At 71.2% G+C, this 15183-nt stretch carries 11 protein-coding genes; 3 read left to right on the forward strand and 8 right to left on the reverse strand.

Annotated features, from left to right (window positions below):
* The 8 genes from AOK03_RS10585 to AOK03_RS10620 form a co-directional block, all read right to left on the reverse strand.
* A complete protein-coding gene (locus AOK03_RS10585; protein WP_055564929.1) occupies positions 1-984 on the reverse strand; it encodes an NAD-dependent epimerase/dehydratase family protein in 984 nt (327 codons plus the stop codon).
* A complete protein-coding gene (locus AOK03_RS10590; protein ID WP_055564930.1) occupies positions 977-2281 on the reverse strand; it encodes a nucleotide sugar dehydrogenase in 1305 nt (434 codons plus the stop codon). Before AOK03_RS10590 ends, AOK03_RS10585 begins: the two co-directional genes overlap by 8 nt.
* Positions 2282-2325: 44 nt before the next feature.
* The gene (locus AOK03_RS10595) at positions 2326-3111 is read right to left on the reverse strand and encodes a creatininase family protein (RefSeq protein WP_055564958.1); all 786 of its coding nucleotides are present in this window, start codon (positions 3109-3111) and stop codon (positions 2326-2328) included.
* Between the two features lie 10 nt (positions 3112-3121).
* Complete coding sequence (locus AOK03_RS10600) at positions 3122-4066, reverse strand: beta/alpha barrel domain-containing protein (protein ID WP_244177557.1); 945 nt, start codon at positions 4064-4066, stop codon at positions 3122-3124.
* On the reverse strand, positions 4063-4608 hold the full coding sequence (locus tag AOK03_RS10605; RefSeq protein WP_055564931.1) for a nucleoside 2-deoxyribosyltransferase: 546 nt from the start codon (positions 4606-4608) through the stop codon (positions 4063-4065). Before AOK03_RS10605 ends, AOK03_RS10600 begins: the two co-directional genes overlap by 4 nt.
* Positions 4605-6032 (reverse strand): aldehyde dehydrogenase family protein, encoded by a 1428-nt coding sequence (locus AOK03_RS10610; RefSeq protein ID WP_055564932.1) that lies wholly within the window; start codon positions 6030-6032, stop codon positions 4605-4607. Before AOK03_RS10610 ends, AOK03_RS10605 begins: the two co-directional genes overlap by 4 nt.
* 485 nt (positions 6033-6517) lie before the next feature.
* Positions 6518-7948 carry a condensation domain-containing protein gene (locus AOK03_RS10615; RefSeq protein ID WP_055564933.1) on the reverse strand — a complete coding sequence of 477 codons (1431 nt, stop codon included), beginning with the start codon at positions 7946-7948 and terminating at the stop codon, positions 6518-6520.
* Positions 7949-8334: 386 nt separating this feature from the next.
* Positions 8335-8961, reverse strand: coding sequence for a response regulator transcription factor (locus tag AOK03_RS10620; protein ID WP_055564934.1), 627 nt, complete (start codon positions 8959-8961; stop codon positions 8335-8337).
* Between the two features lie 808 nt (positions 8962-9769).
* Between AOK03_RS10620 and AOK03_RS10625 the strand changes: the two genes are divergently transcribed.
* From AOK03_RS10625 to AOK03_RS10635, 3 genes are read left to right on the forward strand one after another with little or no spacing between them, the layout of a single operon-like run.
* On the forward strand, positions 9770-11653 hold the full coding sequence (locus AOK03_RS10625) for an ABC transporter ATP-binding protein (protein ID WP_055564935.1): 1884 nt from the start codon (positions 9770-9772) through the stop codon (positions 11651-11653).
* Positions 11653-13557: an ABC transporter ATP-binding protein gene (locus AOK03_RS10630; RefSeq protein ID WP_063792468.1), complete on the forward strand. Its 1905-nt coding sequence runs from the start codon at positions 11653-11655 to the stop codon at positions 13555-13557. The genes AOK03_RS10625 and AOK03_RS10630 overlap by 1 nt, the downstream gene beginning before the upstream one ends.
* Positions 13541-15172 carry a class I adenylate-forming enzyme family protein gene (locus AOK03_RS10635; protein WP_055564936.1) on the forward strand — a complete coding sequence of 544 codons (1632 nt, stop codon included), beginning with the start codon at positions 13541-13543 and terminating at the stop codon, positions 15170-15172. The genes AOK03_RS10630 and AOK03_RS10635 overlap by 17 nt, the downstream gene beginning before the upstream one ends.
* Positions 15173-15183: the final 11 nt, after the last annotated feature.

The following is a 15183-nucleotide window of genomic DNA, read 5'->3' on the forward strand; positions in this document are numbered from 1 at the left end:
TCACGCTCCGCTTCCGCGTGCCGTCAGGTCCCGGGCGTACCACTCGCAGGTGCGGCGCAGCCCCTCGGCGAGCGGTACCGCGGGGCGGTAGTCGGTCAGTTCGCGCAGCCGGGAGATGTCCGGCAGGCGCCGGGCCGGGGACAGCGGGGGCGCGGGGTGGACGTCGACGTCGGGGTGCCGGCCGAGGGCGTCGAAGACGTTCCGGGCGAGGTCCTCGATGAGGATCTCCTCCTGGTCGTTGCCGACGTTGACGAGCAGGGGCTCCTTGGTGGGCAGGGCGGTCAGCGCGGTGAGGGCGTCCACGGCGTCGTCGACGTAGCAGAACGCGCGTGTCTGGTCGGCGCCGTGGATCTCGAAGGGGTCCGCGCCGCCGAGCAGCCGCTCGATGAACTGCGGGATCACGTGGTCGTATCCCATGCGGGGGCCGTAGACGTTGTGGAAGCGCACCATGCGCAGGGCGAAGCCGTGGGTGCGCGCGTACGTGCGGCACAGGAGCTCGCCGGTGATCTTGCTGAAGCCGTACGAGGAGCGGGGCACCGTGAGGTCGGGGACCATCAGCGGCACGTCCTCCCCCGTGGGGACGGCCGCGATGCCCGCCTCGACGCTGCCCGCGTAGGCCTCGCTGGACGAGGCGAAGCAGAGGGTGGCCCCGGTCAGCCCGGAGAACCAGTCGAGGAGGTGGACGGTGGTGAGCAGATTGGTGCGCAGCACCCGCCGGGGGTTGTCGTTGGACTCCGCGACACCGACGACGGCCGCCAGGTGGTAGACCTCGGCGAAGTCGTCCCCGAGCAGCCCGTCGGGCACGGGGGTGGTCAGGTCGTGCTCGACGAGTTCGACGGAGCCGAGCAGCTCGGACAGTTCCCCGTCGGACCGGCCCCTGCTGAAGTCGTCGAGGAGGGTCACGTCACAGGTGGCGGCCAGGCGGCGGGCCAGGTGCAGACCGATGAAGCCCGCGCCTCCGGTGATCAGGATCTTCTTACGCACGGCCGAGCCTCATCGCCTTCGTCGAGGACGGGAGGACCCGCCAGGTGTCATAGACCAGGGCCGGGTCCGCCATGCGCGCCACCAGGTCGGCGGCGTCGATGTCGCCGTAGCCCGCGTGGTCGTTCAGGAGGATGGCCGCGTGCGCCCCGGTGAAGCCTTCGGTGAGGCCGACCGGCCGGACGCCCAGCGACTCGATGCGGGCCGCGGGCACCACGAAGTCGTGGCCGACGATTTCCTTGACCCGGCCCTTGAGGAACGGCAGCAGCCGCTCGTACGGAGCGCCGCGCAGGTCGTCGGTCTCGGGACGGCCCTTGTAGGCGAAGCCGGAGACCAGGATCGTGGCATCGGCCGGGTCCTTGCCCTGCTCCCACAGCGCGGCCAGGACGCGTTCGCCGACCCGGCGCGGCATCGACTCGTTGAGCGTGCGCGCCGCGGTGATGACCTGCGGGGTGTGGTCGTGGGCGGCGACCGAGTACGCCAGCAGGTACGGGTCCTTGGTCAGGCAACTGCCGCCGACGAAGCCGGGCTTGTGCAGGGTGGGCCTGGGGTAGTCGAGGTTGGCGGAGTCGATGACCTCCCGCGCGTCCAGGCCGAGCTTCTCGGTGATGAGTGCGACCTCGTTGCCGAAGCCGTAGATCAGGTCGGTGTGGCAGTTGCACACCAGCTTGACCAGTTCGGCGCTCTCCAGCGAGGAGACGGGCACGACCTTGTCGGAGAGGGTGCCGAAGAACTCCGCCGCCCGCTTGCCCGCCTCGTCGCTCAGACCGCCGACGATCTGCGGCAGGGACAGCAGCTCCGCCAGTGCCTGGCCCTGGATGGTGCGCTCCGGGCAGTAGGCGAGCAGCGGTTCGGGGATCCGGTCGCCGAGGATGGGCAGCACCAGGCTCCGCGAGGTGCCCACCGGCACCGTGCTGCGCACGATGACCAGGGTCGTCTCGTCGACGCCCGCCGCGATCGCCTCGGTGGCGGCCCGCAGATGGGTCAGGTCGGGTGTGGTGCCGCCGGCCTCGATCGGCGTGCCGACACAGATGATCACGACGGGCGGCAGCTGCTGCCCGCGGACGTCGGTGGTGACGCCGAAGGCACCGCTCGCGGCCGCGTCCCTGATCTCCTCCTCGACGCCCGGTTCGGCCAACTCGAGTACGCCCCTGGCGAGTTCCTCCGCCACCTTGGGGTTGGTCTCGTAGCCGAGCACGCTTCTGCCCGTGGTCAGCAGCGCGGCGGTGAGTGTGACGCCGACATAGCCCTGCCCGACGACACACACGTCGTAGTCCTCGTACGGCCTGGTCGATGGCATTGACATAGCTCCCTGGAGGTGGCGTGGGACGGTGGAGTCGGTGCTCAGGTGCTCATGGGGGAGGCGTCCCGGGGCGGCTTGCCGAGGAGGTCCACGACGCCGTCGACCAGGTGCCAGAACAGCCGCTCCCCCAGTTCCGCGGAGGCGCCGACGGCGGAGGACAGCACGCCCCGGTCGGAGATCGCGTCCACGTCGACGGGGTGCCGGTACACGCCGGCGGGCGGCGGTGAGTCATGGCTGGGGCGTTCCGCCCGGACGACGTCCGGGCGGAGATACATCATCAGGCTGGTCTCGGTCAGCCCCGCGTGCTCCGCGTGCCATCCCGGGAAGTGCGGGATGTGCTCGCCGAGCCAGTCGTCGGAGACCAGGCTCCACCAGCTGAACGCGAGCACCTCGGTGTCGGGGAACAGGATGTCCTGGGCGCAGCCGTCGATCGCCTCGAAGAGCAGGCCCTCGTTCTCGTAGTGCCCGTTGATCACGACGAGCCGGGCGGGATCGAGGCGGGCGAGGGACGTCAGACAGTCCGTCAGGTAGTCGATGAAGGTGGCGCCGCCGATGTGCACGGTGCCCGGGAAGTGCAGTCCGCCACCGCTCTGCGGCAGCGACCTGGCCGAGACCGGCTGACCGGGCAGCAGCAGACCGCCCGCCTCCGTGACCACCTGCCGGGCCAGGGCGTCCGGAATGTCCATGTCGACCGACAGCGGGAGATGCGGCCCGTGCTGCTCCAGCCCTCCCACCGGCCACACCAAGGTGGCGCCGTCCATGGCCCGCTGCACCTGCCCGCTGGTCAGGTCGCCGTAGCGGGGTACGTTCGTGGTGCGTTGCCGCATCTCGTTCACCTCATGACCCCTTGATGCTCCGTCCCACCAGGTCCGCCACCGTGCCGCCGCGCGAGGCCAGCCAGTCGTCGAAGCCCTGGCGGATGTCGCGGAGCGTGGTGTGCATGTTCCGGTGCAGCACCGTGTAGACCTGCACGGCATGGGCTCCCACGCTCAGGTACTCCGCCACGTCCGTGGCGTCCTTGACCCCGCCGCTCGCCATGACGGGCACGGTCAGCCCGTCTCGGCGCAGGCCGAAGATCTCGGCGAGTACGAGCGGTTTGATGCCGGGCCCCGAGTAGCCGAAGGCTCCGCCCAGGCGCACCTCACCGGTGTCGGCGTCGACGGCCAGGCCGGAGATGGTGTCGCTCAGGGTGAGCGCGTCCGCGCCCGAGGCCGTGGCCGCGTCGATGCGCTCGCGCACCCGCTCCCCGATCGCCAGCTTGACGCTGAACGGCACCGAGGTGCGGCGCCGTACCGCCTCGGTGTACGCGGCGACGCGCTCCGGAGTGTCCGTCAGGCCGCCTTCGTCCTCGTTCAGGCACGAGATGCCGAGTTCGAGGGCGCTGCTGCCCGCTTCGGTCACGCGCTCGGCCAGATCGGCGAGTTCGGCCGGGGAGTCGGCGTGCACGGAGGTGATCACCGGCAGCTCGTCGTCGGCGAACCGGCGCAGCATCGCACACCAGTCGTCGACGGAGCGACGGGAGTACGTGGTGCTGTTCAGCATGCCGGTGGGCAGGCGGAGCAGGCGTTCGTTGCCCGGGGGGCCGGGGCTCGGGTGGATGGTCTTGGTGACCACGGCGCCCGCTCCGCCGTCAAGGAGACGACGGATGTTGCGTTCCTGGTCGGTGAGGAGGCCGGAGCCCACGACGACGGGGGACTTCAGGCGCAGCCCGAGGACCTCCACCGGTGCGGGCAGCGTGTCGGAGCCCTCGGGCGGGGTTCCGCCGCCCTTGGCGGCCGTCACTTCGACATCACGGCTTCCTGGCCCAGCTTCTCCAGCAGCCGGAGCAGTTCGACGGGGTGGGCCTGCGCCTCCACCAGGTCGAAGACGGTGACGTCGGCGACGGAGGGCAGCCCGCGCAGCAGGTGGCTCGCGTTGGCCGCCAGCGGCAGCGGGGTGACGACGACGATGGGCTTGCCGAGACCCGAGGCCCAGCCGAGTTCGACATGGGTGCCGTCGGTGCGCATCAGTTCACCGGCGGCGTCCACCGGGAGCACCGGTACGAACACGTCGCAGCGGCGCATCCAGCCGAAGTCGCGCACGCTGACCTGATCCGGCGAGAAGTTCGGTGTGTCGACGCCGAACTTCTCGGCCACGTGGGCGGAGAAGACCGTGCCGTGCGCGGCCGAGACGGCGGCGATGATGTCGCCGATCGCGTGCTGCAGCGGCTGATGGAACCCGTCGTCACGGATTGCGTGCTGGATGGGTCCGCCGACGAAGACGTTGACTCCGGTCAGGTCTATGCCGTCCGTACCGTCGACGCGGACCACCGTGCTGTCACTCATGACATCTCCCGATCTGCTTGGCGAAGCGCGATGTGATGCACCTTGAGCTGCGTGTACTCGTTCAGACCCCACGCGCCGTACTCGACGCCGATCCCGGAGTGCCGGTGACCGCCGAACGGCACGTCGTGCCGCAGGTCGCCGTGGGTGTTGATCCACACGGTTCCGCACTCCGGTCGCCCGGCCAGGTCCCGCGCCCGGTCCTCGTCGCCCCAGAAGGAGCAGCCGAGGCCGTGGGGCGAGGCGTTGACCCGGGCGATCACCCGCTCCACGTCGTCGTAGGGGATGACGGGGACCACCGGGCCGAACTGCTCTTCCTCTTCGAGGCGGCTGCCGGGCGGAAGGTCGGTGACGACGGTGGGGGGATAGAAGTGTCCTGGCCTGTCCAGGATCCGCCCACCGGCCAGGACCCCGGCCCCCGCTCGCACGGCCTCGTCGACCAGGCCCGCGACCCGTTCCAGCTGGGCCCTGCTGACGAGCGGACCGTACTCGGTGGCCGGATCGAGCCCGTCCCCCACGACGGCCGCGTTCGCCGACTCCGCCAGCGCCGCCGCGAGTTGGCGGTACTGGGCGCGGGGCGCGTAGACGCGCTTGACCGCGGCGCAGAACTGTCCGCTGTTGGTCATGGACCTGGTGAACAGTTCCTGGGCGACGGACCGGACGTCCGTGCCGGGCAGGACGACGGCCGGGTCGTTGCCGCCGAGTTCCAGCACCACCCGTTTGAGGTCGGCCGCGGCCTGCCGGGCGATGGCGAGGCCCGCGGCGACCGAGCCGGTGAAGGAGACCATCCGGACCGCCGGGTGGACGGTCAGCCGGGCGCCCAGCTCGACGTCGCCGTCCACGACCGCGAACGTGCCGGTGGGCAGGACCTTGCCCAGGATGCGGCCCATCATCAGGCTGGACAGCGGCGTGTCCGGCGATGGCTTGAGGACCACGGTGTTGCCGGCGAGGAGCGCGGGGGCGATCTTGCAGACGGCCAGCAGGACGGGGTAGTTGGAGGGCGCGATCGCGGCGACCACGCCGTGGGGCACGCGTTCCAGGCCGACGCGGGCGGCCGGTTCGTCGACGAGCCGCTCCGGGGCGAGTTCCAGCCGCGCGGTGTGGGCGAACCAGTCGGCGGCCAGGGCGACTTCGGCCCTGGCGTGCTTCAGGGGCTTGCCCTGCTCCCTGGTGAGCAGTTCGGCCATCGGTTCCACCGCGGCCAGCAGGGCGCGGTGACACGAACGGAGCCGCTCACGGCGTTCCTCCGAGGGGGTCGCCGACCAGCCGGGGAAGGCGCGGGCCGCGTTGTCCACCACGGTGTCGAGCTCTTCGGGTGTGCACCCCGGAGCCTCGGCGAACACCTCGCCGAGCGCCGGGTTCTCGACCGGCGTCGGTCCGTACCGCACGGCGTCGCGGAGTGCGCGTTGATCAACAGATGAAGACATGGGTTCCCGTCACGAGGGGGTCGCGTAGGGGCGGTTGTCGACTGCTGAAGAGAGAGCGGTGCTGAGAGGGGAGCTGAAAAGCGGAGCAGCTGCGGAGAGGGAGATGCTGAAGGGAGAGCACTGCAACAGCCGCGGGCGGGCCGCCCCCGCGAGGCGGACCTCGTGGGTCGCCGTCCGGCATCCCGCTGCCGGAACCGCGTACCTTCCGCCTGACCTACCGTGATCGATCCGGGCGGCCCGAAGAACAGTCTTGCCGGGACCCCGGTGATCGAACACCCCTACTTTGGGCTATGGTCATCCGGCTACTCCGAAAGCCCGGTCCGATGCGCATGGCGGGTGTGATGCGGTCCGGGAATCATCGTGCGCACGGGGGTGGCACCCCGCTCGGCAGGCCTGCGCCCGATGCTGAGCAGCACGGCATGCCGAAGCGCCGACCGGCGGGCGGCACCCGGACGGTCGGCGCACCTCGATGCGGCCCGCGGTCCCTACGCGCTCTGCGGCGCGCCCCGCCCGGCCCCGCCCACGGCGGGCTCCGGCTCCGCGCCTTCGGCGTACTCGACGAGCGAGCGCTCGATGTCGTGGAGGAAGCCGTGGACTTCGGACGGGGTGAGCGCCCGGTGGTCCGCGTTGAGCACCATCCGGATCTCTCCCGGCGTCTCGTCGTCGATCACGATGAAGAAGGTCTCGCCCTCCTCGAACTCGTCGGGGCCCACGACCGTGTCGGCCATCGCGGCCCGCAGCTCCGCGCCGGACACGGTGGTGCGGTCCTGGGACGCGTCGGACAGGGCGTGCTCCTCACGGACGTCGTTGAAGCAGTACGAGAGATCGACCGGCACACCGTTGCCCCGGGCCGAGGCGATCAGGTCCGCCACGTCGTCGGGGTCGTAGAGGCCGTTCGCGTACGCGGCGGTACAGGCAGCGAGAGCACGACGCGCGACGTCCTCGACACGGTCGCCCGCCAGGTCGATCGTCACCGGCACCTCCGCGTGCAGATTCGCGACGGTGCCCCGCAGCTCCGGGTCCGACCGGTTGGCGGTGAGCAGGCGCAGCGTGCACGACGGCAGCCCGGCGCGGCGGCCCAGGAGTTGCGCGACCACGGTCAGCAGGACGACGGAGGTGCTCACCCGCCAGCGCCGGGCCACCACCGGGACCGCGAGTGCCACCGCGCGGGAGGCGATGCCGGCGCTGTAGCGGACCGGGGCCGCCAGGCCACCCGCACCGCCCACGGATCCGTTCCGCGGCGGGAACAGGGTCGCGGGCGCGCTCTCCAGCTGACGGCACCAGTAGGCACGGGCCCGCGCCTGCAGGGCCCGGCCGCGCGGGGAGCTCTCCAGCTGCGCCTGCTCGACGGGCTGCCGGGACGGTTCGGCGGGCGGCAGGGGGCGGCCGGTCGCCCGCGCGTCGAGCAGCCGGGTCACCTCGTCGGCCAGCAGCCGCACCGACGTCAGGTCCACCGCGAGGTGGGACACACAGAACGCGGCGAGCGCCGGCACACCGTCGACGACGGCGACCATGAACCGGATCAGCGGGGCCTGCGCGGGATCGAAGGCGGTGTGCCGCATCCTGCGCTCCCAGGCCTGCAGCACACTGTCCGGATCCCCATCGGCGGGCAGGTCCCAGAGCTCGGCCTCGAACTGCCCCGAGTCCACGACCTCTTGCACCAGGGAGCCGTCCTCGTCCCGGTAGAAGCCGGTGCGCAGCGACTCGTGGCGGCCGAGCAGCTCGGCGAAGACGTCGAGCAGGTCCTGTGGGGTGCCGTGGCCGGGCAGGGGCACCCAGTAGCACACGTCGTAGAAGGCGGCGTCGGGCAGTTGACGCTGCATCAGGTTCCAGATGTGCCGCTGGGCGCAGGTGGCCGGCGCGGTGACGGCCCGTCGTCCAGCGAAGGGGATGCGGTGCCGGACGAATTCGGCCACGGCGCGGTCCTTTCCAGCACGCGCCGGGGCGTGCCGAGGGAGAGGGCGGGTGCAGGACGCGGGAGCGGCATGACGCCTCGCGGTGAGCCGCGGGCTGCCTGAGCGGATTCACCGTAACGCCGGCTCCACGCGAGCGGCACCCGCACTTTCGGGGCTGACCGTTCGGGCCCAATTCACCGCGTGGGGCTGCCCGTTCTGGCGCACCGAACGGGCGCCCAGTGGGGGCTTGCCACATCATTCGGGCACGGCGAGTATCGGATGCATGCGAGAAATCCGGATGCCCCGCGCCACGCGGCATCCGGATTTCCCGATATTCGAAATGGCCGTAACACGAGACGTACGGACTGCCGAAAGCAGGTCGGCCCGCCGCCGGGCGGGCCGGCCCGTCAGGCGATGAGACCGTTCTGGATGGCGGTGACCACCGCCGCCGTCCGGTTGGGGGCTCCCAGCTTGAGGAGCAGGCTGGCGACGATGCGTTTGACGCCGTGGCTGGAGATGCCGAGGCGGCGGGCGATCTGTTTGTTGCTGAGCCCTTCGGCGAGCAACGGCAGCACTTCGTTCTCCCGGCCGGTCAGGTTGCCGACGCGGCGCCAGCGCTGCTGCTCCGGCTCCCGGACGCGGTGCAGGAGAGCCCGGGTGACCGAGGTGGGCATGGGCACTTCACCCGCCACTATTCCCTGGAGGGCGTCCTCGACCGCGGTGGCGGTCAACTCGTTCTCGACCAGGAATCCATCGGGCACCGAGGGACCCGCGAGTATGTCCTCGGGCACGTCAGTACTGGTGAGCAGGAGCAGCACCTTCGGCCGGCGGCGCCGGGCATCCACGAGTACGTCTCGACCGGGGCTGTAGTCCTTCTCGTGCAGGAACAGCACGTCGACCGGGTTCTTGCCTAAAGCCTCCTCCACCTCACCCCAGTCGCCGCAGTGTCTGACGTCCCTGACCAAGGGGGTCGTCGACAGCGCGGCGCGCAGCCCGAGCTGCAGGAATCCGTTGCGCACGAGAGTGGTCACCACGAGCTGCTCTCCTGGATACGGGGGGTGGCACAGCGTCTGGCTCACTCGCATTCCTCCTCACTGTCGCCACTTGCCCGGCCGCATCCGACGTGGGGAGATGACACCGCCCCGCGCCGTCCACTGGCAGGCCGTGGCCGACTGGCAACTGCACAGCTGCAATAGGTATGCAGTTGCCAGCGCTTTTCAGCACTGGACACTCGTCACAGTACCCAGACGATTCAAGCGACTTCAACCATTCACTTGACGCGACACGATCAGGCCGGGCGGCCCGAAAATGTCGCCGCCACACCGCCAGGACCGGTGATTTAATTTTCAACGCACGGCAATTAGCACCGCCTTGATGCGGACTTTCTTTTTCGGGTGAAAACAAGTAGCTTCCATGCCACGGCACGACCGGGACCGTTTGCGCGCCGGGGCGGTCCACGCCGCCGCAGATCCGACCCTCGACCCCATCAAGACGCCCCTGAACAGGGACGACCCTCAACTTGCCCTGATTGCCGACGGCTTCGATCACGCCACCTCACCGCGCGGCGGGTGATCCGCCCGAGAGCGTCGCGGCCCGCGTGCCGATCTTTATGCGCGATCCGCACGCCCGTGACCTGCGCGGGAAGGCGACCGCGGGCGACGACCACCTCCACTGGCACCCCTCTGCCGGCCAAGTCGAATTCACATTGGCGGCCGGAAATCCTTGCGTGCCGCACACCCTGCTATTCGCTGAATGATGGCCGAAAACCATGCGTCGATTGCCTTTTCCGGACCTCTCCGGGCCCGGGGACGCTACGGCCCCCGACACGGAGAAGGAGCGCCGATGACCGCCGAGACCATGCCGGGCGGTGAGGATCCGGCCGGTACGACAGCCCCACCCCGGCCCGAGTCCGGCGCAGGCCCGAACGCGGACGCGGGCCCGGGCGCTCACAGCAGCGTCCCCCGCTGGCTGCTCGCCCAGATGCGTCCCTTCCGGCCGTACATCGCCCTGTTCCTGCTGGGCAGTCTGGCCTGGCAGGCGCTGACCGCCGCGATCCCGCTGGTCACCGGTCTGGCCTTCGACGCCGTCCTCGACCAGGACGACGGATCGCCGGACTTCGGCACCTTCCACGCCATCGCCGCCGGGCTGCTCGCGCTCGTGGTCGTCCGGGCACTGGGCGGCATCATGTCCACGTACTGTCTGGAGACCTTCGCCAGCGGGCTCGAACGCAACGCGCGCGCCCAGGTCTTCGCCAGTCTGCTGCGCAAGAGCCAGGGGTACTTCAACCGGCGGCGCGTCGGCGACCTGTCCGCGCGAGCCACCGGCGACGCCGAGTCCCTGAACCTGATGGCGTCGCCCGGCTTCGACCTGGCCGTCGATCTGGCACTGAACATCCTGATGCCGATCGTCTTCATCGCCCTGGTCGATCCGCGGCTGCTGCTCTCCCCCGTCGTCTTCGTCGTGCTGTTCGCGGTGGCGCTCGCCGAACACGGGCGGCGCCTGGAGCCCGTGTCCGACGAGGCGCGGGAGCGCTTCGGCGACATGACGGCCCAGGCCTCGGAGAGCATCGCCGGAATCGAAGTGGTGGGATCGACCGGCGGAGCCGACCAGGAACGCTCCCGGTTCTCCGGACTGGCCCGGTCCTACCGGGACGCCTCCGTGCGCCAGATCCGCACCCAGGCGCTGGCCCTGTCCCCGCTGCTGCTGACCCTCGCCACCGTCGGCGCCCTGGTGCACTCCGTGATCCTGCTGCGCGACGGTTCCCTGAGCATCGGCGAACTCGTCGCCGTACTGGGGCTGATGGGCACCCTGCGGGCCCCCACCCAGCTGGCGTCCTTCAGTCTCGGACTCATCTATCTGGGCATGGCGGGAGCGCAGCGCATCAAGGAGGTCGTCGACGACCCCGAGGGCGAGGACGAGCGGAGCGGCCGGCACATCGCGCCCATCACCGGCGAAGTCGCCATGGAAGGTGTCACCTTCGGCTACGAACCCGGCAGACCCGTCCTGCGCGACCTGTCGTTCCGCGTGGCGCCCGGCACCACCGTGGCCATCGTCGGCGCCACCGGCAGCGGCAAGTCGACCCTGCTGCATCTGCTGAACCGCACCTACACACCGGACGAGGGGCGCGTCCTGATCGACGGCGTCCCCACCACCGACTGGGACATCGGGGCGCTGCGCTCGCGCACCTCGGTCATCGAGCAGGACGTGATGCTCTTCTCCCGCACCATCGCGGAGAACCTGAGCCTCGGATCGGACAACGGCACCGACCGCGCCCACATGGAGGCCACCGCCCGCATCGCGCAGGCACACGACTTCATCATGGCGACCGAGCACGGCTACGACACCGTCGTCGGCGAACGCGGCGCCACACTCTCCGGCGGACAGCGCCAACGCGTCGCCATCGCCCGCGCGCTGATCGCCGACCCCCGCATCCTCGCCGTGGACGACGCGACCAGCGCCGTCGACAGCGCCACCGAGTACGAGGTGCAGCGCGCCATGCGGCAGGCCTCGGACGGGCGCACCACCTTCCTGGTCACCCCCAGGCTGTCCCGCATCCGGGCGGCCGACCACATCCTCGTCCTGGACGCCGGCCGGATCGTCGACCAGGGCAGTCACGAACAGCTCCTGCGGGACTGTTCCCTGTACCGCAGGATCTTCGCGCCCTACCTGAGCAAGCCGGCACCCGACGGTCCGGACGCCGCGGGCGCCAAGGAGGAGAGCCACTGATGGCGCATCTGCTGGAGGGCCTCGACCCGGAGGACTACGACCGCCGTTACGGCGACCGCGAGCTGACCCGCCGCATCGCTCCGTACTTCCGCGGCAAGGGCCGGGCGCTGGCCTTCGTGACCCTTGCCGTGATCATCGCCGCCACGGCGGGCAGCGCCGTACCCCTGCTGCTGGCCCGGACCGTGGACTCGGCCCTGGAGGACGACAGCGACGGCCGGCTGGTGCTGCTGGTCGCGGCCATCCTCGTCGCGGGCGTCGCCGCCTGGCTCCTGAACCTGCTGCAGGAGCGCACGGCCGGAGCGATGGCCGGTGACGTGGTGCTCAAGCTGAGGGAGCACGCGTTCGCGGCGGCTATGCGCCAGGACATGGCGTTCCACGACGCCCACCCCACCGGTGTGGTGGTCAGCCGCGTCACCAACGACACCCAGGCGTTCGCGACGCTGATCACCTTGATGCTCAGCCTGCTCGGCCAGGTGCTGATGATCGTGATCCTGCTGACCGCCCTCTTCGTCATCAATGTGCCGCTGGCCCTGGTGACGGCCTTCGTGGCCGCGGTCATCGTCGCCGTCAGCCTCGCCTTCCGGCGTGCGGCGCGCAGCGCCTCCCTGCGGCAGCAGCAGGCGCTGGCCGAGGTCAACGGCTATGTGCAGGAGACGCTGCGGGGCATCGCCGTGGCGCGCAACCACAGCCACCAGCAGTCCGCGCAGGACGGGCTGCACGAGGTCAACCGGCAGTGGTTCCGGGCCAGTGTGCGGCTGAACCGGCTGTTCAGCGGCATCTTCCCGCTGCTGATCTCCCTCACCGGGCTGGGCACGGTCGCCGTGGTCCTGGTGGGCGGCCACGGCGTCGACTCGGGCTCCGTCACGGCGGGCGAGTGGGTGCTGTTCCTGGAGGCACTGGCCCTGTTCTGGTCGCCGCTCACCAGCATCGCCTCCTTCTGGAGCCAGCTCCAGCAGGGCCTGGCCGCGGGAGAGCGCGTCTTCGCCCTGGTCGACCGCGAGTCGACGGTGCGCCAGCGCGACCGGATCCCGGTGCCGCGCCTGCGCGGCGAGATCGCCCTGCGCGACGTCCACTTCGGCTACGACGCCGAGCATCCCGTGCTCGACGGCGTGAGCCTCACCATCCCGGCGGGCCGCACCGTGGCGCTCGTCGGACACACCGGCGCCGGCAAGTCGAGCGTGGTGCGGCTGATCATGCGCGCGTACGAGTTCCAGAAGGGGAGCATCGAGGTCGACGGTCTCGACGTGCGCACCCTGGACCTCGACCAGTACCGGCGCTGCCTCGGCGTGGTGACGCAGACGCCGTTCCTCTTCTCCGGGACGGTGGCCGACAACATCGCCCGCGGCCGGCCGGGGGCCGGACGGGACGAGATCGAGGCCGCCGCGCGTGCGGTGGCGGGCGGGGACTGGCTGGCCCAGCTCACGGAGGGCCTGGACACCCCCACCGACGAGGGCGGGCGCAACCTGTCCACCGGCCAGCGGCAGATCGTGGCCCTCGCCCGCGTCTTCCTCCAGGACGCCCCGGTCCTGATTCTCGACGAAGCCACGGCCAGCATCGACCCTCTGACGGAGGCACAGATCCAGGAGGGCCTCGAAGCGCTCTCCGCGGACCGCACGACCATCGTCGTCGCCCACCGCCTGCCCACCGTCCGCAAGGCCGACACGATCGTCGTCGTCGACGGCGGCCGGTTCATCGAGCAGGGCGACCACACGACGCTGCTGGCGCGCGGCGGGGCCTACAGCCGCCTCTACGACCGCTACTTCCGCCACCAGCAGCCCGACGACGACCCGGCCGACGGCCCGGGCATCCGGTCCACCGAAGCCGCGCCGTACGCGCGAGCGGCGGTGTCGGCGCACGGACACCGCAACGGAGAGGAGAGCGTGATCGATGGCCACCGCGTCTGACAGCGAAGCGCACCGGCTCGACCCGGCCGACCGACTCGGCCCGCTGCCCACCACCCTCGGAGAACTGCTCGACACCGCTGCCCGGGCCCACCCGCAAGCTGTCGCCGTGCGCGGTGAGGACGCCGTCCTGACCTACGGCGAACTGCACGAGAAGGTGCGGTCCACCGCGCGCCGCTTCACCTCTCTCGGCGTCGTCGAACAGGGCACGGCGGGGCTGCTCCTGGAGAACACCCCGGAGTCCGTCGTCGCGCTCCTCGCGGCCGCCCGTCTCGGGCTGCGCCTGGTCCCCCTGGAACCCGGCACACCCCGGTCCCAACTCATGTCCGTACGGGACACGTTGGGTCCCCTGTCCGTCGTGGGGCACGCGGCGCGGCTCACCGCGCTGGACGGCTCCAAGGACCCGGATCCCCTCGACTGCGCCCTCATCCCCGTGGAGGACCCGGGCATCCCCGTGGAGGACCCGGGCGACGCCACCACCTCGGAGCCCGACGGCGACGAGCCGCCATCCACCGCCGCGCCCGACGCCCCCTTCCTTCACCAGTACACCTCCGGCTCGACCGGAGAGCCCAAGGTCGCCGTCCACACCCAGCGCAACCTCGTCAACGGCGGCGACATCTACGCCCGTTCGTACGGGATCACCGAGGACGACCGCATCCTGGCCGCCGTCCCCCTGCTGCACTCCTTCGGCCTGGTGGCCGGACTGGTCACCGCCCTGCGGGCCGGGGCGGAGCTCGTCCTCCTCGGCCGGTTCACCCCCGCACGCCTCCTGCGGGCCCTGGACCGGCACGCCTGCACGGTCCTTGTCGCCGCCCCCATGGCCTACGACCTGACGACCCGGGCGGCCGGCGCGGGATCGTCCCCGCCACGGCCGCCCGACGCCCTGCGGCTGTGCCTCTCCTCGGGGGCCGCTCTGCCGCCCGCCGTGGCACAGCGGGCCAGGGAGCGGCTCGGCCTGGACATCCAGCAGGTCTACGGCTGCACGGAGGCCGGAGTCATCGCCGCGCGGCGGCCCGAGGACGGCTCCGGGGCGGACCTCGGCGTGGGCCGCCCCATGCCCGGTGTACGGCTTCGCATCGTCGACGAGCGGGGGGACGAGGTGCAGCGCGGTGAGGAAGGCGCACTCCTCGTACGGACACCCGCGATGTTCCTGCACTACCTCGGCCACCCCGATGCGACCGGGAGGGCCTTCCACGACGGCTGGTACCGGACGGGTGACGTGGCCCGCCTCGGCCCCGAGGGTCATCTGCACCTGGTCGGGCGCAAGGACTCCTTCATCAACGTGGGCGGCAAGAAGGTGAACCCCGTCGAAGTGGAGCAGGTCCTGCTGGCCCACCCCTCGGTCGCCGAGGCCGTGGTCTGGGGCGAGTCGGCCGACGGCGCGGGCGAGCGCGTGCGGGCCACCGTCGTGGTCGGGGCGCCGCTGAAGGCGACGGAGCTGACGGCCCACTGCCGCACCCGGCTCCTGCCCCACCAGGTCCCCGCCGCGGTCGATTTCGTCGCCGCACTGCCGAAGAGCTCCATGGGCAAGGTCAGGCGCGCCGCGGTGCCCACCCTGCCGGGTGCCCCGGACGGGGCGGCGGCCGAGGCCGACGGGCCGCCCGGCGAGGGTCCCTGACAGGGGCGTCT

Source organism: Streptomyces atriruber (genome assembly GCF_001418325.1).
Classification (GTDB): domain Bacteria; phylum Actinomycetota; class Actinomycetes; order Streptomycetales; family Streptomycetaceae; genus Streptomyces; species Streptomyces atriruber.